Annotated in this window: 14 protein-coding genes and 1 tRNA gene; 13 read left to right on the top strand and 2 right to left on the bottom strand. The window is 62.6% G+C overall.

The genetic code is table 11. The annotated features are described in order from the left end of the window. Positions 1-66 precede the first annotated feature (66 nt). The 11 genes from LB547_RS04275 to LB547_RS04225 all read left to right on the top strand — a co-directional run bounded on the left by LB547_RS04275 (position 67) and on the right by LB547_RS04225 (position 14,146). On the top strand, positions 67-549 hold the full coding sequence (locus LB547_RS04275; RefSeq protein WP_140558706.1) for a group II truncated hemoglobin: 483 nt from the start codon (positions 67-69) through the stop codon (positions 547-549). A 211-nt stretch (positions 550-760) separates the two neighbouring features. Next, a tRNA-Trp gene (locus tag LB547_RS04270) sits at positions 761-836 on the top strand. 400 nt (positions 837-1,236) lie between these two features. Beyond that, positions 1,237-1,440 carry a preprotein translocase subunit SecE gene (secE, locus tag LB547_RS04265; RefSeq protein ID WP_140764437.1) on the top strand — a complete coding sequence of 68 codons (204 nt, stop codon included), beginning with the start codon at positions 1,237-1,239 and terminating at the stop codon, positions 1,438-1,440. Between the two features lie 27 nt (positions 1,441-1,467). Next, on the top strand, positions 1,468-1,995 hold the full coding sequence (nusG, locus tag LB547_RS04260; RefSeq protein ID WP_140501620.1) for a transcription termination/antitermination protein NusG: 528 nt from the start codon (positions 1,468-1,470) through the stop codon (positions 1,993-1,995). A gap of 175 nt (positions 1,996-2,170) precedes the next feature. Beyond that, positions 2,171-2,599 carry a 50S ribosomal protein L11 gene (rplK, locus tag LB547_RS04255; RefSeq protein WP_140501622.1) on the top strand — a complete coding sequence of 143 codons (429 nt, stop codon included), beginning with the start codon at positions 2,171-2,173 and terminating at the stop codon, positions 2,597-2,599. 4 nt (positions 2,600-2,603) lie between these two features. Next, positions 2,604-3,302 (top strand): 50S ribosomal protein L1, encoded by a 699-nt coding sequence (gene rplA, locus LB547_RS04250; RefSeq protein WP_140501624.1) that lies wholly within the window; start codon positions 2,604-2,606, stop codon positions 3,300-3,302. Between the two features lie 407 nt (positions 3,303-3,709). Beyond that, positions 3,710-4,228: a 50S ribosomal protein L10 gene (gene rplJ / locus LB547_RS04245; protein WP_140515456.1), complete on the top strand. Its 519-nt coding sequence runs from the start codon at positions 3,710-3,712 to the stop codon at positions 4,226-4,228. A 54-nt stretch (positions 4,229-4,282) separates the two neighbouring features. Continuing rightward, entirely contained in the window at positions 4,283-4,660 is a 378-nt protein-coding gene (rplL, locus tag LB547_RS04240) for a 50S ribosomal protein L7/L12 (protein WP_027146630.1), read from the top strand. A 266-nt stretch (positions 4,661-4,926) separates the two neighbouring features. Beyond that, a complete protein-coding gene (gene rpoB / locus LB547_RS04235) occupies positions 4,927-9,063 on the top strand; it encodes a DNA-directed RNA polymerase subunit beta (RefSeq protein WP_140501628.1) in 4,137 nt (1,378 codons plus the stop codon). Positions 9,064-9,198: 135 nt separating this feature from the next. Beyond that, positions 9,199-13,395 carry a DNA-directed RNA polymerase subunit beta' gene (gene rpoC, locus LB547_RS04230; RefSeq protein WP_140501630.1) on the top strand — a complete coding sequence of 1,399 codons (4,197 nt, stop codon included), beginning with the start codon at positions 9,199-9,201 and terminating at the stop codon, positions 13,393-13,395. A gap of 85 nt (positions 13,396-13,480) precedes the next feature. After that, complete coding sequence (locus LB547_RS04225) at positions 13,481-14,146, top strand: O-methyltransferase (RefSeq protein ID WP_140671687.1); 666 nt, start codon at positions 13,481-13,483, stop codon at positions 14,144-14,146. A 49-nt stretch (positions 14,147-14,195) separates the two neighbouring features. Here LB547_RS04225 and LB547_RS04220 read toward each other — a convergent pair whose 3' ends face one another. Both LB547_RS04220 and LB547_RS04215 read right to left on the bottom strand, forming a co-directional pair. Beyond that, positions 14,196-15,122 carry a Gfo/Idh/MocA family protein gene (locus LB547_RS04220; protein ID WP_140764434.1) on the bottom strand — a complete coding sequence of 309 codons (927 nt, stop codon included), beginning with the start codon at positions 15,120-15,122 and terminating at the stop codon, positions 14,196-14,198. Between the two features lie 165 nt (positions 15,123-15,287). Beyond that, positions 15,288-15,569: a transcriptional regulator gene (locus LB547_RS04215; RefSeq protein ID WP_140501636.1), complete on the bottom strand. Its 282-nt coding sequence runs from the start codon at positions 15,567-15,569 to the stop codon at positions 15,288-15,290. 464 nt (positions 15,570-16,033) lie between these two features. Here LB547_RS04215 and rpsL point away from each other — a divergent pair, with 464 nt between their 5' ends. Next, the gene (gene rpsL, locus LB547_RS04210) at positions 16,034-16,405 is read left to right on the top strand and encodes a 30S ribosomal protein S12 (protein WP_006333356.1); all 372 of its coding nucleotides are present in this window, start codon (positions 16,034-16,036) and stop codon (positions 16,403-16,405) included. Positions 16,406-16,468: 63 nt separating this feature from the next. Continuing rightward, positions 16,469-16,939, top strand: coding sequence for a 30S ribosomal protein S7 (gene rpsG, locus LB547_RS04205; RefSeq protein WP_008875664.1), 471 nt, complete (start codon positions 16,469-16,471; stop codon positions 16,937-16,939). Positions 16,940-16,962 lie beyond the last annotated feature (23 nt).

The raw sequence follows: 16,962 nt of genomic DNA, 5'->3' as shown, positions 1-16,962 counted from the left end.
CCAGGTTGAGGCTTGCTCGATTTTTCCGCTATCGTCGGTGCCTGCGGCGCTGGGCGGAGGTGAAGTATGAGCCAGGATGTTCCGACACTGTACGAATGGGCCGGCGGCAGCGAAGCGCTCAACCGGCTGACGCAGACGTTTTATGACAAGGTGGCGCGGGATCCGGTCGTCGGGCCGGTGTTCAAGCATATGTCGCCCGACCATCCCGCCCATGTCGCGGCCTTTATCGGCGAGGTTTTCGGCGGGCCGAAAACCTACAGCGAAAAATTCGGCGGCCACCGCGAGATGGTGATGCATCACCTGGGCAAGCATTTGACGGAGGAGCAGCGCCGCCGCTGGATCAACCTGCTGGCCGATGCCGCGGATGCCGTCGGGCTGCCTGACGATCCGGAGTTCCGTTCCGCCTTCATGGGCTATGTCGAGTGGGGATCGCGGCTCGCCAGGATGAATTCCAATCTCGGCGAAACGTGCGACCCGGAGACCGAGCCGATGCCGGCCTGGGGCTGGGGCGTGCCCGGCGGGCCTTACCGGGTCCCGGACACCAAATAGCGTCCAACGGATACACGGGCCGGCAGGCAAGATCTCCGCGAACAGCATGCCGGCGCACTCGAGCGTGAAACCGGAGATCGATGGCGGCGGGCTGGCCGTCGACCATCCCGATTTCCGGGAAAGGGGATGAAGGCGCGTTTGCTTGCAAACCGCTCTTTACAGAGCGCGCGGAAGCTTTTAGGAAGCCCCTGCTGCGCCGAGGCGCACGTGTACGGGCATAGCTCAGTTGGTAGAGCGGCGGTCTCCAAAACCGCAGGTCGTAGGTTCGAGCCCTGCTGCCCGTGCCATTTCGAGAAATGGCACGCCAAAACAAAAACTCAGCCATTTCCTAAATGGCGATCAGAAACGATATTTCTGCGGGCTGCCCTTTGAAAATCGGCGACCGGCTTGCCATATTAGGCTGATTGAGGCATAAGGGCGCCATAGCCGGGACGGAACGACTGGATGGTTCCGAGGCGGCGTTTGGTCATAAAGCGGACACTTGCCACTTGCGTGGATCAAGAATCGGTTTTATGTAGACGAAACAGACACGCGACGCGTGGAGCTGGGAAGCCGGCTTTACGCGTCTGATTTGCATGGGCGAAATGATTGCGCTGATTCGGCGCGAAAGTGGACCCAGGCGGCACGTCCCGGCCAGCGGGATCATCCAGGAGACCCGGCCAACGGGTCTTGAAGACAGAGCGGCATATGGCTTCGAAAACCACAAATCCTTTCGTCTTTCTCCAGCAGGTTCGCGCGGAGGCCGCCAAGGTGACTTGGCCGTCGCGACGCGAAACGATGATCTCGACGGTGATGGTTCTGGCTTTCGCTGTGATCGCGATGATCTTTTTCTTCACCGCCGATCAGCTCATGGGCCTCGCGGTCGAACAGATTCTGGGCATTGGACGCTAAGTCCGGCGATTACGGAGAAGTCGTGAAATGACTACGCGCTGGTACATCGTCCACGCCTATTCGAACTTTGAGAAGAAGGTCGCCGAGGACATCGAGAACAAGGCCAAGCAGAAGGGCCTGTCCGCCGATATCGAGCAGATCGTCGTGCCGACCGAGAAGGTCGTCGAGGTTCGTCGCGGCCGCAAGGTCGACGCCGAGCGCAAGTTCTTTCCGGGCTATGTGCTCCTGAAGGCCAACTTGACCGACGCCGTGTTCTCGCTGGTCAAGAACACGCCGAAGGTCACCGGGTTTTTGGGCGACTCCAAGCCGGTGCCGATCACCGAGGCCGAGGCGCAGCGCATCCTGAACCAGGTGCAGGAAGGCGTCGAGCGCCCGAAGCCCTCGGTTACTTTCGAGATCGGCGAGGCGATCCGCGTCTCGGATGGCCCCTTCGCGTCCTTCAACGGCTTCGTCCAGGAAGTGGACGAGGAGCGGGCGCGGCTCAAGGTGGAAGTTTCGATCTTCGGGCGCGCCGTGCCTGTCGATCTGGAATTCGGACAAGTCGAAAAAGGCTGATCCGAAATCCCTGGCGCCGTTCCGGTGGTCAGGGGAGGCGGCGCGGCAACGCGCGGCCTGAGAACGGTGGGAGGCAAATGCGGCTTTAGCCGGCCGCAGGAACCGCACCACCAGACTGCAACAGCCGGTGTTTTCCCAGATCGAGGGGCCGGCATAGACAAAGGCAGGAATAGAGATGGCTAAGAAAATTGCAGGCCAGCTCAAGCTCCAGGTTGCCGCGGGCTCGGCTACGCCGTCGCCCCCGATCGGCCCGGCGCTTGGTCAGCGCGGCATCAACATCATGGAGTTCTGCAAGGCGTTCAACGCGCAGACCCAGGAAATGGAAAAGGGATCGCCGATTCCGGTCGTCATCACCTACTACCAGGACAAGTCGTTCACCTTCGTCATGAAGACGCCGCCGGTGAGCTACTTCCTGAAGAAGGCCGCTAACCTGAAGTCGGGCTCCAAGGAGCCGGGCAAGGTCAAGGCCGGCACGATCGGCCGCGACAAGGTCCGCGCCATCGCCGAGCAGAAGATGAAGGATCTGAACGCAAACGACGTCGAGGCGGCCATGCGCATGGTCGAGGGCTCCGCCCGCTCGATGGGTCTGGAAGTGGTGGGCTGAGATCATGGCAAAGATTGCAAAGCGTGTATCGAAGACCCGCGAAGGCATCGATCCCAACAAGGCTTATACCTTGGGTGACGCGCTGAAGCTGCTCAAGGATCGCTCGACGGTTAAGTTTGACGAGACGATCGAAGTCGCGATGAATCTCGGCGTTGATCCTCGCCATGCCGACCAGATGGTCCGCGGCGTGGTCAACCTGCCGAACGGCACCGGCCGCTCGGTCCGCGTCGCCGTGTTCGCCCGTGGCGACAAGGCCGAGGAAGCCAAGGCCGCCGGCGCCGACATCGTCGGCGCGGAGGACCTGGTCGACATCGTCCAGAAGGGCACGATCGATTTCGATCGCTGCATCGCCACGCCGGACATGATGCCGCTCGTCGGCCGTCTGGGCAAAGTGCTCGGCCCGCGCGGCATGATGCCGAACCCGAAGGTCGGTACGGTCACCACCGACGTCGCGGCCGCCGTCAAGGCATCGAAGGGCGGCGCTGTGGAGTTCCGCGTCGAGAAGGCCGGCATCGTTCACGCCGGCGTCGGCAAGGTCTCGTTCGACGTCAAGGCGCTGGAAGAAAACGTCCGCGCCTTCGCCGATGCGGTGACCAAGGCAAAGCCGGCTGGTGCCAAGGGCAACTACGTCAAGAAGGTGTCCGTCACCTCGACGATGGGCCCGGGCCTCAAGCTCGACGTCTCGACGCTCGCGGCGTCCTGATTAACCGTTTGGATCGGCCGCTGAACGGGCCGATCCGTAAGTGAATTCCGGGCCTGGATCGTTCTGGGCCCGGTACCGGGAGCCGAAAGGTTTCCGGACATCCTGTCCGAGATTGCAGGCGGCCCGGCCTTGATTGAAAAGGGGGGCCTTAATTCATGTGGGCCTGCATGAGACGGGTGAAGACCTGACAACGGAGCAAGCGCTCCAATGAAAGGTTCGAACCGTGTTTGCCTTTTGTCTGCGCATCGTCCGGCTTGCCGGCGATGTGGCGAAAGGGGGCAGGATCCTCGAGCGCTGTTCGGGAGATCCGTTACTGGATGGCCCGGCCGGCAAAAGGCAACCCGACGCCTGTCCTCGTGAATGGGAATGTTCCCGTTAGCAGGATGGGGGTCAACTGGAGATAGGCAGTGGACAGAGCGGAAAAACGCGAACTCGTCACGGGCCTGAACGATGCGTTCTCGAACGCGGGTTCAGTGGTCGTGGCCCACTATGCCGGTATCACCGTCGCGCAAATGAACGACCTCCGGTCGAAAATGCGCGCTGCCGGTGGCACCGTTAAAGTCGCGAAGAACCGTCTCGCCAAAATCGCTCTTCAGGGCACGGACTCCGCATCGATCATCGATCTGTTCAAGGGACAGACGCTGGTCGCCTATTCGGAGGATCCGATTGCGGCGCCGAAGGTCGCGTCCGATTTCGCCAAGGGGAATGACAAGCTCGTCATTCTCGGCGGCGCAATGGGCACCACCTCGCTCAACGCCGACGGTGTGAAGGCACTCGCCACACTTCCGTCGCTCGACGAGCTGCGCGCCAGGCTGGTTGGCATGATCGCCACGCCGGCAACCCGGATCGCCCAGATCGTCAATGCGCCCGCGGCTTCGGTCGCGCGTGTCATCGGCGCTTACGCCCGGAAGGACGAGGCGGCATGAGGCCGTTCCTCGCTATCACAAACACACGTTCGAACCTTATGAAGGAATACAACAATGGCTGATCTCGCAAAGATCGTAGACGACCTTTCGAAGCTGACCGTCCTTGAGGCGGCTGAGCTGTCGAAGCTTCTGGAAGAAAAGTGGGGCGTTTCGGCTGCTGCTCCCGTGGCTGTTGCCGCTGCCGGCGGCGCTGCCGCTGCCGCTGCTCCGGTCGAGGAAAAGACGGAATTCGACGTCGTCCTCACCGATGCCGGCGCTCAGAAGATCAACGTCATCAAGGAAGTCCGCGCCATCACCGGCCTTGGCCTCAAGGAAGCCAAGGACCTGGTCGAAGCGGCTCCGAAGCCGGTCAAGGAAGCCGTTTCCAAGGCCGACGCCGACAAGTTCAAGGCCCAGCTGGAAGCAGCCGGCGCCAAGGTCGAGCTGAAGTAAGCGTAACAATCGGCGGACGGCCTCGCGCCGTCCGCCACTCCCTCGGGTGACCTGGGGAGGCTGCGTAGCGCGAGATGCACGAAAACCTCTTTCCTGAGGGCCGAAAACCGGCTCTCAGGAAACGGGTTTTCTCCCGTTTTAGCCGGCCGCCGCCAAGTAGTTTGGTAATGGGGCCGGAGAACAGACAGAGAGCCGCTGCCCAGGCGGTTCGGATGCAAGGCGAGCCGCGGCGAGGCTCGCCCCGAGTTTAGAGCTAAGGAGCGACGATGGCCCAGACCCAGACTTTCAATGGCCGCAGACGCGTACGCAAGTTCTTCGGAAAGATCCCGGAAGTTGCGGAGATGCCGAACCTCATCGAGGTTCAGAAGGCGTCCTATGACCAGTTCCTGATGGTGGACGAGCCCAAGGGCGGACGTCCGGACGAGGGACTGCAGGCTGTTTTCAAGTCGGTCTTCCCGATCTCCGATTTTTCCGGCTCCTCGATGCTGGAGTTCGTGAAGTACGAGTTCGAAGGACCGAAATTCGACGTTGACGAATGCCGTCAGCGCGACCTCACCTATGCCGCACCGCTGAAGGTGACGCTGCGCCTGATCGTGTTCGATATCGACGAGGATACCGGCGCGAAGTCGATCAAGGACATCAAGGAGCAGGACGTCTACATGGGCGACATGCCGCTCATGACCTCGAACGGCACCTTCATCGTCAACGGCACCGAGCGCGTCATCGTCTCGCAGATGCACCGCTCGCCGGGCGTCTTCTTCGACCATGACAAGGGCAAGTCGCACTCGTCGGGCAAGCTCCTGTTTGCCGCGCGCGTCATCCCCTATCGCGGTTCGTGGCTCGACATCGAGTTCGATTCCAAGGACGTCGTGCACGCCCGCATCGACCGTCGCCGCAAGATTCCGGTGACGTCGCTGCTGATGGCGCTCGGAATGGACGGCGAAGAGATCCTGTCGACCTTCTACAACAAGATCACCTACAAGCGCGCCGGCGATCACTGGCGCATTCCGTTCAACGTCGATCGTTTCCGCGGCCTGAAGGCCGTCGGCGACCTGGTCGACGCCGACACGGGTGAGGTCGTTGTCGAGGCCGGCAAGAAGATCACCGCCCGCCAGGCCCGCCAGCTCGGCGAAAAGGGCCTGAAGGCGATCAAGGCGACCGACGAGGACCTGCTCGGCAACTATCTCGCCGAGGACATCGTCAATTACGCCACCGGCGAGATCTTCCTCGAGGCCGGCGACGAGATCGATGACAAGACGCTGAAGGTGCTGCTTGGCACCGGCGAGGACGAGATCCAGATACTCGACATCGATCACGTCAATGTCGGCGCCTACATCCGCAACACGCTCGCCGTCGACAAGAACGAGAGCCGCCAGGACGCGCTGTTCGACATCTATCGTGTCATGCGCCCCGGCGAGCCGCCGACGCTCGAAACCGCTGAAGCCATGTTCAACTCGCTGTTCTTCGACAGCGAGCGCTACGACCTGTCCGCCGTTGGCCGCGTCAAGATGAACATGCGCCTCGAACTCAAGGCCGAGGACACCGTGCGTGTATTGCGCAAGGACGACATCCTGGCCGTGGTCAAGACGCTGGTCGAACTGCGTGACGGCAAGGGCGAGATCGACGACATCGACAATCTCGGCAACCGCCGCGTGCGTTCGGTCGGCGAGCTGATGGAAAACCAGTACCGCGTCGGCCTGCTGCGCATGGAGCGCGCGATCAAGGAGCGTATGTCCTCGATCGAGATCGACACGGTCATGCCGCAGGACCTGATCAACGCCAAGCCGGCGGCTGCCGCCGTGCGCGAGTTCTTCGGTTCCTCGCAGCTGTCGCAGTTCATGGACCAGACCAATCCGCTGTCGGAGATCACCCACAAGCGCCGTCTCTCCGCGCTTGGACCGGGTGGTCTGACCCGCGAGCGCGCCGGCTTCGAGGTGCGCGACGTGCACCCGACGCATTACGGCCGCATCTGCCCGATCGAGACGCCGGAAGGCCCGAATATCGGCCTGATCAACTCGCTCGCCACCTTCGCGCGCGTCAACAAGTACGGCTTCATCGAGAGCCCGTACCGCAAGATCGTCGACGGCAAGCTGACCAATGACGTCGTCTATCTGTCGGCGATGGAAGAGGCCAAGCACCATGTCGCGCAGGCCAATGCCGAGCTCGACAAGGATGGTCGCTTTGTCGACGAATTCGTCATTTGCCGCAGTGCCGGCGAAGTGATGATGGCGCCGCGCGAAAACGTCGACCTGATGGACGTTTCGCCCAAGCAGATGGTGTCGGTGGCCGCGGCCCTGATCCCGTTCCTTGAGAACGACGACGCCAACCGCGCGCTGATGGGCTCGAACATGCAGCGCCAGGCCGTGCCGCTGGTGCGCGCCGAAGCGCCGTTCGTCGGCACCGGCATGGAGCCGATTGTCGCCCGTGATTCGGGCGCCGCCATCGGCGCCCGCCGCGGCGGCATCGTCGACCAGGTGGACGCGACGCGTATCGTCATCCGCGCCACGGAAGACCTCGATCCGGGCAAGTCCGGCGTCGACATCTACCGGCTGATGAAGTTCCAGCGTTCGAACCAGAACACCTGCATCAACCAGCGTCCGCTGGTGCGCATGGGCGACCGGGTCAACAAGGGCGACATCATCGCGGACGGTCCTTCGACCGAGCTCGGCGATCTGGCTCTCGGCCGCAACGTGCTGGTCGCGTTCATGCCGTGGAACGGCTACAACTACGAGGACTCGATCCTCCTGTCCGAGCGCATCGTCGCCGACGACGTCTTCACCTCGATCCACATCGAGGAGTTCGAGGTCATGGCGCGCGACACCAAGCTCGGACCGGAGGAAATCACGCGCGACATTCCGAACGTCTCGGAAGAAGCGCTGAAGAACCTCGATGAAGCCGGCATCGTCTATATCGGTGCCGAAGTTCAGCCGGGCGATATCCTGGTCGGCAAGATCACGCCGAAGGGCGAAAGCCCGATGACGCCGGAAGAAAAGCTTCTGCGCGCCATCTTCGGCGAAAAGGCATCCGATGTGCGCGACACCTCGATGCGCATGCCTCCGGGCACCTTCGGCACCGTCGTCGAGGTGCGCGTGTTCAATCGCCACGGTGTGGAGAAGGACGAGCGCGCCATGGCGATCGAGCGCGAGGAGATCGAACGCCTCGCCAAGGACCGTGACGACGAGCAGGCGATCCTGGATCGCAACGTCTACGCGCGCCTTTCCGACGTGCTCGTCGGCAAGGAAGCGATCGCCGGACCGAAGGGCTTCAAGAAGGGCTCGACGCTGTCGAAGGACACGCTCGACGAGTATCCGCGTTCGCAGTGGTGGCAGTTCGCCGTGGAGAACGAAAAGCTCCAGAGCGAACTGGAAGCCCTGCGCGGCCAGTACGACGATTCCAAGAAGGCACTCGAACAGCGCTTCATGGACAAGGTCGAGAAGGTGCAGCGCGGCGACGAAATGCCTCCGGGCGTCATGAAGATGGTCAAGGTCTTCGTGGCGGTGAAGCGCAAGATGCAGCCGGGTGACAAGATGGCCGGCCGTCACGGCAACAAGGGTGTCGTGTCGCGCATCGTTCCGGTCGAGGACATGCCTTTCCTCGAGGACGGCACGCATGCCGATATCGTGCTCAACCCGCTGGGTGTGCCGAGCCGCATGAATGTCGGCCAGATCCTGGAAACGCATCTGGGCTGGGCTTGCGCCGGAATGGGCAGGAAGATCGGCGAGATGATCGACGCCTACAAGTCTGCCGGCGACATCAAGCCGCTGCGCAAGACGCTGGAGAGCTTCATGCCCGCCAACGACCGCAACGAGCCGGTCCGCGAGTATGACGACGAGAGCATCGTTCGCCTGAGCGAGCAGATGCGCCGCGGCGTCTCGATCGCAACCCCGGTGTTCGACGGCGCGCACGAGGCCGACATCAACGTCATGCTGGAGCAGGCGGGCCTGCACACCAGCGGTCAGTCGCAGCTCTATGACGGACGCACCGGCGAGCCGTTCGATCGCAAGGTGACGATGGGCTACATCTACATGCTCAAGCTTCACCACCTCGTGGATGACAAGATCCACGCGCGTTCGATAGGTCCGTACTCGCTCGTCACCCAGCAGCCGCTGGGCGGCAAGGCGCAGTTCGGCGGCCAGCGCTTCGGCGAAATGGAGGTCTGGGCGCTGGAAGCCTACGGCGCCGCCTATACGCTGCAGGAAATGCTGACGGTGAAGTCGGACGACGTCGCTGGCCGCACCAAGGTCTACGAGGCGATCGTCCGCGGTGACGACACCTTCGAGGCCGGCATTCCCGAGAGCTTCAACGTTCTCGTCAAGGAGATGCGGTCGCTCGGCCTCAACGTCGAATTGGAGAACACCAAGCTCGACGAAGCCCCGGTTCGGCTGCCCGACGCAGCGGAATAAACAAGACACCCGGTCGCGGGAGCCTCTCCCGCGACCGGGTGCACCAAATTCTTCGGCCGGTGGGCCGACCACTCAGCGGGCATTTGCCCCGCATCAGATGCAAGGGGGTTTCGAGGACCCCGAAAGGAGAACGGCATGAACCAAGAGGTCATGAATCTCTTCAATCCCCAGGCGCCGGCGCAGGTGTTCGATTCCATCCGGATATCGCTCGCCAGCCCTGAGAAGATTCTGTCCTGGTCGTTCGGCGAGATCAAGAAGCCGGAGACCATCAACTACCGCACCTTCAAGCCGGAGCGTGACGGTCTGTTCTGCGCGCGCATTTTTGGCCCGATCAAGGACTACGAGTGCCTGTGCGGCAAGTACAAGCGCATGAAGTACAAGGGCGTCATCTGCGAAAAGTGCGGTGTCGAAGTCACGCTGTCGCGCGTTCGCCGCGAGCGCATGGGCCATATCGAGCTGGCGGCACCCGTCGCCCATATCTGGTTCCTGAAGTCGCTGCCCTCGCGCATCGGCACGCTGCTCGACATGACCCTGAAGGACATCGAGCGCGTCCTCTACTTCGAGAACTACATCGTCACCGAACCCGGCCTCACCGCGCTGAAGGAGCACCAGCTGCTCAGCGAGGAAGAGTACATGATCGCCGTCGACGAATATGGCGAGGATAGCTTCACCGCCATGATCGGCGCCGAGGCCATTCATGACCTTCTGGCCGGCATGGACCTGGAGAAGATCGCCGGCGACCTGCGTTCGGAGCTGGCTTCGACCACGTCCGAGCTGAAGCAGAAGAAGTATCTGAAGCGGCTCAAGGTCGTCGAGAACTTCATGGAGTCCGGCAACCGTCCGGAATGGATGATCATGAAGGTGGTTCCGGTGATTCCGCCGGACCTGCGCCCGCTCGTCCCGCTGGACGGCGGACGTTTCGCGACGTCGGACCTCAACGATCTCTATCGACGCGTCATCAACCGCAACAACCGTCTGAAGCGGCTGATCGAGTTGCGTGCCCCCGGCATCATCGTGCGCAATGAAAAGCGCATGCTGCAGGAAGCCGTCGACGCGCTGTTCGACAACGGCCGCCGTGGCCGCGTCATCACCGGCGCCAACAAGCGTCCGCTGAAGTCGCTGTCGGATATGCTCAAGGGCAAGCAGGGCCGGTTCCGCCAGAACCTGCTCGGCAAGCGCGTCGACTATTCCGGCCGTTCGGTCATCGTCACCGGTCCGGAGCTCAAGCTGCACCAGTGCGGCCTGCCCAAGAAGATGGCGCTCGAACTGTTCAAGCCCTTCATCTACGCCCGCCTCGACGCGAAGGGTTACTCCTCGACCGTCAAGCAGGCGAAGAAGCTGGTCGAGAAGGAGCGTCCGGAAGTCTGGGATATCCTCGACGAGGTCATCCGCGAGCATCCGGTGCTCTTGAACCGCGCGCCGACGCTGCACCGCCTCGGCATCCAGGCGTTCGAGCCGATCCTGATCGAAGGCAAGGCGATCCAGCTGCATCCGCTGGTCTGCACGGCCTTCAACGCCGACTTCGACGGCGACCAGATGGCGGTCCACGTGCCGCTGTCGCTGGAAGCGCAGTTGGAAGCCCGCGTGCTGATGATGTCGACCAACAACATCCTGCACCCGGCTTCCGGCGCGCCGATCATCGTGCCGTCGCAGGACATGGTTCTGGGTCTCTACTACCTCTCGATCGTCAACCAGAACGAGCCGGGCGAGGGCATGGTGTTTGCCGACATGGGCGAACTCCAGCACGCGCTCGAGACCAAGGCGGTGACCCTGCACGCCAAGATCAAGGGCCGCTTCCGTTCGGTCGACGCCGAGGGCAAGGTCGTGTCGAAGATCTACGACACCACGCCTGGCCGCATGATCATCGGCGAGCTTCTGCCGAAGAACGTCAACGTGCCTTACGAGACCGCCAACCAGGAGATGACCAAGAAGAACATCTCCAAGATGATCGACACCGTCTACCGCCATTGCGGTCAGAAGGAGACGGTCATTTTCTGCGATCGCATCATGGCGCTCGGTTTCGCCCATGCCTGCCGCGCCGGCATTTCGTTCGGCAAGGACGACATGCTGATCCCGGATACCAAGATCAAGCTGGTGTCGGACACCGAGGCCTTGGCCAAGGAATACGAGCAGCAGTACAATGACGGCCTGATCACGCAGGGCGAGAAGTACAACAAGGTCGTCGACGCCTGGGCCAAGTGCTCGGAAAAGGTCGCCGACGAAATGATGGCCCGCATCAAGGCGGTCGAGTTCGAGGACAATGGTCGTCAGAAGCCGATGAACTCGATCTACATGATGTCGCACTCCGGTGCGCGCGGCTCGCCCACCCAGATGCGCCAGCTCGCCGGCATGCGCGGCCTGATGGCCAAGCCGTCGGGTGAAATCATCGAGACGCCGATCATCTCGAACTTCAAGGAAGGCCTGACCGTGCTCGAGTACTTCAACTCGACCCACGGCGCCCGCAAGGGTCTGGCGGACACCGCCCTGAAGACGGCGAACTCGGGCTATCTCACCCGTCGTCTGGTCGACGTGGCGCAGGACTGCATCGTCAACTCCGTGGACTGCGGCACCGACAAGGGCCTCACCATGCAGCCGATCGTCGATGCCGGTCAGGTCGTCGCTTCGGTCGGCCAGCGCGTGCTGGGTCGCACCGCGCTCGACGACATCAACCATCCGGTGACCGGCGAATTGTTGGTCAAGGCCGGAACGCTGATGGACGAGCGCGACGTGGAGCAGATCGAGAAGGCCGGCGTGCAGTCGGTCCGCATCCGCTCGGCGCTGACTTGCGAAGTCAGGGTCGGCGTCTGCGCAGTCTGCTACGGACGCGATCTGGCCCGGGGCACCCCGGTCAACCAGGGCGAGGCCGTCGGCGTCATCGCGGCGCAGTCGATCGGCGAGCCGGGCACCCAGCTCACCATGCGTACCTTTCACATGGGCGGTACGGCGCAGGTGGTGGATAGCTCGTTCCTTGAAGCCTCCTATGAGGGCAAGGTCGAGATCCGCAACCGCAACGTGGTGCGCAACTCGGACGGCCAGCAGATGGTCATGGGCCGCAACATGGCGGTGCTGATCCTCGACGAGGCCGGCAAGGAGCGCGCCACGCACCGCGTCACCTATGGTTCGCGCATCTTCGTGGACGATGGCGACAAGGTGAAGCGCGGCCAGCGCATCGCCGAATGGGATCCTTACACCCGCCCCATCCTCACCGAAATCGAGGGCAAGGTGGCGTTCGAGGATCTGGTCGACGGCATTTCCGTCCAGGAAACGGCGGACGAGTCGACCGGCATCACCAAGCGCGAGGTCATCGACTGGCGTTCGACGCCGCGCGGCAACGACCTGAAGCCGGCGATCGTCGTTCAGGACGCCAAGGGCAAGGTCGGCAAGCTGTCGAAGGGCGGCGATGCCCGCTTCCTGCTCTCGGTCGAGGCCATTCTCTCGGTCGAGCCGGGTGCTCAGGTTCGTCCCGGCGACGTCCTGGCGCGTATCCCGATGGAAAGCGCCAAGACCAAGGACATCACCGGCGGTCTGCCGCGTGTTGCCGAGCTGTTCGAGGCCCGTCGTCCGAAGGATCACGCCATCATCGCAGAGATCGATGGTACGATCCGCTTCGGCCGCGACTACAAGAACAAGCGCCGCATCATCATCGAGCCGCATGACTCGACGCTTGAGCCTGTCGAATACCTGATCCCGAAGGGCAAGCCGTTCCATCTCCAGGACGGCGACGTCATCGAGAAGGGCGACTACATCCTCGACGGCAATCCGGCGCCGCACGACATCCTGGCGATCAAGGGCGTGGAGGCGCTTGCGTCCTACCTCGTCAACGAGATCCAGGAGGTCTACCGTCTGCAGGGCGTGTCGATCAACGACAAGCACATCGAGGTGATCGTTCGCCAGATGCTGCAGAAGGTCGAGATCACCACGCAGGGCGACTCGACCTATATTCCGGGCGACCACGTCGACGTGATCGAACTGGAAGAGGTCAACGAGCGCCTGATCGAGGACGGCAAGAAGCCGGCCGAAGGTCAGCCGGTGCTGCTCGGCATCACCAAGGCCTCGCTGCAGACGCCGTCCTTCATCTCGGCCGCCTCCTTCCAGGAGACGACCAGAGTGCTGACGGAAGCCGCGGTTGCCGGCAAGACCGACATGCTGCAGGGCTTGAAGGAAAACGTCATCGTCGGCCGGCTGATCCCGGCCGGTACCGGCGGCACGATGAGCCAGATCCGCCGCATCGCCACCTCGCGCGACGAACTGATCATCGACGAGCGCCGCAAGGCCTCCGGTGTCGAAGTCGCCGAGCCGATGCTGGCCGACATGACAACCGCCGCGCAATAAGCGCGACGGCACGAAATCTCAGGCAACAAGGCCGCCGGGGCAACCCGGCGGCTTTTTCGTTTCAACGAACAATCGAGGAAGGCAGATGAGCATGAAAACCTGGACGGCTGTCGATAACTACATCGTTTCCTCGCTCTTCGAGGCGGATCCCGTTCTCGACGCGGTCCTGGCGGCCAACCGCGACGGTGGCTTGCCGGCGATCGACGTCTCGGCGACGCAAGGAAAGCTGCTCTCGCTGCTGGTGCGCATTCGCGGCGCGAAAAAGGTGCTCGAGATTGGTACGCTGGGCGGTTATTCCACCATCTGGATGGCGCGGGGATTGCCGGCCGGCGGAAAAATCGTGACGCTCGAACTCGATCCGCACCACGCCAAGGTCGCGCGTTCGAATTTCGAGCGGGCAGGGGTTTCCGAACAGGTCGATCTGCGGGTCGGGCCGGCGCTGCAGTCGCTCGCTGCGCTGGGGGCCGAAGACGCCGGGCCGTTCGACCTCGTTTTCATCGACGCCGACAAGCCTAACAACCCCAACTATCTCTCCTGGGCCATGCGGCTGTCGCGCTCGGGAACGGTCATCGTCTGCGACAACGTCATTCGCGACGGCACGGTGCTCGACGAGGATGGTCGCGACGCCAACGTCGAAGGTGCACGCGCGGCGTTCTCCTTCATCGGCGGCGACAAGCGCCTGGACGGCACCGCGATCCAGACTGTCGGCGCCAAGGGCTATGACGGGTTCGCCATAGCGATTGTCGATTGAGTTGTTGCGATAGGCGGACCGGATCCGCGATCCGGGCGACAGTCGCTATTCAGTCGAAGAACGCCTCGACCACATTGCGCTTGCCGAGCATGAAGGCGTCGGCGACATGCTGGAGGGGCGCGAGATCGACATCGGAAGTGCCGGCGCGCACGATTTCGGCGAAACGCCTGTAGAGTTCAGGATATTCCGATTCCGGTTCTTCATGGACGACGCGGCCGTCGATGGAGAGTTTCGAGCCACCGCCCGAGAGCACCATCTTGCCGGCATCGGTATCGGCGAGAATGTCCCAGCTCTGCGGCCCGGTCTGGAGCCAATCCAGATCCATCGTCACCGCCGACCCGTTCGCCGCGCGGAAGGCGACCTGGGCGGCGATCGGCGCGTCGCGGTTCTCCGGGAAGTCGAGCGCGGCCGAGGTGATGTACATGGCGGGCAGGATGTAGGTCGCGATCGACAGCGCGTTGATGCCTGGATCGAAGACGCCGAAGCCGCCAGGCTGCCAGATCCAGTCCTGGTTCGGGTGCCAGCGGCGCACGTCTTCCTTCCAGACGATCGCCGCTGATCTGATCTTCGTCGAGGCCAAGAATGTCCGTGCCGCTTCCACCGCCGGGGCATAGCGCGAATGCCAACTGGCGAACAGCGACACGGCCTGTTTCGCCGCCAGCGCCTTCAGGTCCTCGACCTCGCTGACCGTGGCGCCGGGCGGCTTTTCCAGGAACACGTGCTTCTTCGCCTCGAGCGCGGTGCGCGCCGCAGCGTAGCGGAATTGCGGCGGCATGCAGAGTGAGACGGCGTCGAGTTCGGGAACGGCGCCAAGCATCGTCTCGATATCGGGAAAATTATGGATGTCTTCAACCTTGCCATGCCGGCTGGCAGCGGCGATCAGCCGGTAGTCCCGGTCCTTGGCGAGCGCCGGAAGGTGCTGGTCGCGGACGATCTTGCCGACGCCGACAATGCCTATCTTGATGGGCTGGGACACGGCCGCTCCGTCTGTTGGATAATGGTGAGCGCTTCTTATCAGAACACTTGCCCCGGGCAAGCCGAAGCCGAAAGGTCAACTCCGTCTTTGCCGGAGCTGCAGCGCCGGCCTTTCACTCGTTGGAAGGCTCCAGCGCCGATTCGAACGGCGAGGGCCGGCACGCTTTCAGATCGGCACATCGAAGGTCACGATCGACACTTCGCCTTCGAGCGCCCCCTGGAAGGCCGAAAGATGCGGCTCCTCGTCGGGCTCGCCCTCCATGTCGCCGATCTGGTCGAGCTCGGCTTCGGCGTAACCCTCCGCCGCCAGCGATTCGAGCGCACGGCGCACCGCCGAATCGTCATCGGGCGCAACCAGCATGACGTGCACGCCTTCCGGCTTGCCGCCTTTTCTCTTCCACACCCGGCCGGTGATGATGGTGACCGGGCGTTCCTCGTTGTCGTTCACGGGCCGATTCCTTCGCGGCGAGGGGCTTTGACTGTTCATGCGGCTTTTTCGCATGAAGCCGCGCCGCGCAACAGCCAAAACCCGGTCACTTTCTTCCTCGCCCCTGCAAAATGACGAAAGAAAATTACATGCGGTTTACGCATGGCTGCCAAGCCCCGGCTTCAATGCAATATTTGCCGCTCCGGGGTTGACGGTACGCGGGCTTGCGAGTAGAAGCCGCCCAGTCAGAACCGATGTGAGGCTCTCCCTTCCGAAGCGACACGCTTTGGAGTTTGCCTCAAACAGGGTTCGTTTTACGAGCGAAAAGACATTTCCGGCGTGCACGAAGCGGTATCCGCTTCCTCTGCGATTTGTTCGGGCAAGACCGCAAGGCGCGGTTTGTGGCCCGAATTTGCGTATGGAAATGACGCTTTGAGCGAGCCTTGACCGGCACGAGACACGGAATTGAGAGACAAGAGGGTTTAATGCCTACCGTCAACCAGCTGATCCGCAAGCCGCGCATTGCGCCGGTGAAGCGCAACAAGGTCCCGGCCATGCAGCAGAACCCGCAGAAGCGGGGCGTCTGCACGCGCGTCTACACAACGACGCCGAAGAAGCCGAACTCGGCGCTGCGCAAGGTGGCCAAGATCCGCCTGACCAATGGTTTCGAGGTGATCGGTTACATCCCCGGCGAAGGTCACAACCTTCAGGAGCACTCCGTGGTGATGATCCGCGGCGGCCGCGTCAAGGACCTTCCGGGTGTCCGTTACCACATCATCCGCGGCGTGCTCGACACGCAGGGTGTGAAGAACCGCAAGCAGCGCCGTTCGAAATACGGTGCCAAGCGTCCGAAGTAAGGTTTTCCGGCTTCGGCGCTTTTTTGACTGCGCCGGGCTATGAGAGATTGAGAGACAAAAGCCATGTCCCGTCGTCACAGTGCAGAAAAGCGTGAGATCAATCCGGACCCCAAGTTCGGCGATCTGATCGTCACCAAGTTCATGAACGCCGTCATGTATGACGGCAAGAAGTCGGTTGCCGAGACCATCGTCTACGGCGCGCTCGACCAGGTCCAGTCGAAGACCAAGCAGGAGCCGGTCACCGTCTTCCATCAGGCGCTCGACAATGTCGCGCCGCATGTGGAAGTGCGTTCGCGTCGCGTCGGCGGCGCCACCTACCAGGTTCCGGTCGACGTGCGCCCCGAGCGCCGTCAGGCGCTGGCCATCCGCTGGCTGATCGCCGCGGCCCGCAACCGCAACGAGACCACCATGGTCGACCGCCTCTCCGGCGAGCTGATGGACGCGGCCAACAACCGCGGCACCGCCGTGAAGAAGCGTGAAGACACCCACAAGATGGCTGAAGCCAACCGCGCCTTCGCGCACTACCGCTGGTAAAGCGCGAAAGAGACTGAGAGGCA

Origin of the sequence: Mesorhizobium sp. B264B1B (assembly GCF_020165765.1) — a bacterium.
Classification (GTDB): domain Bacteria; phylum Pseudomonadota; class Alphaproteobacteria; order Rhizobiales; family Rhizobiaceae; genus Mesorhizobium.
The sequence above is the reverse complement of the archived record's forward strand: the minus strand, read 5'-3'. Positions and strand labels throughout refer to the sequence as shown.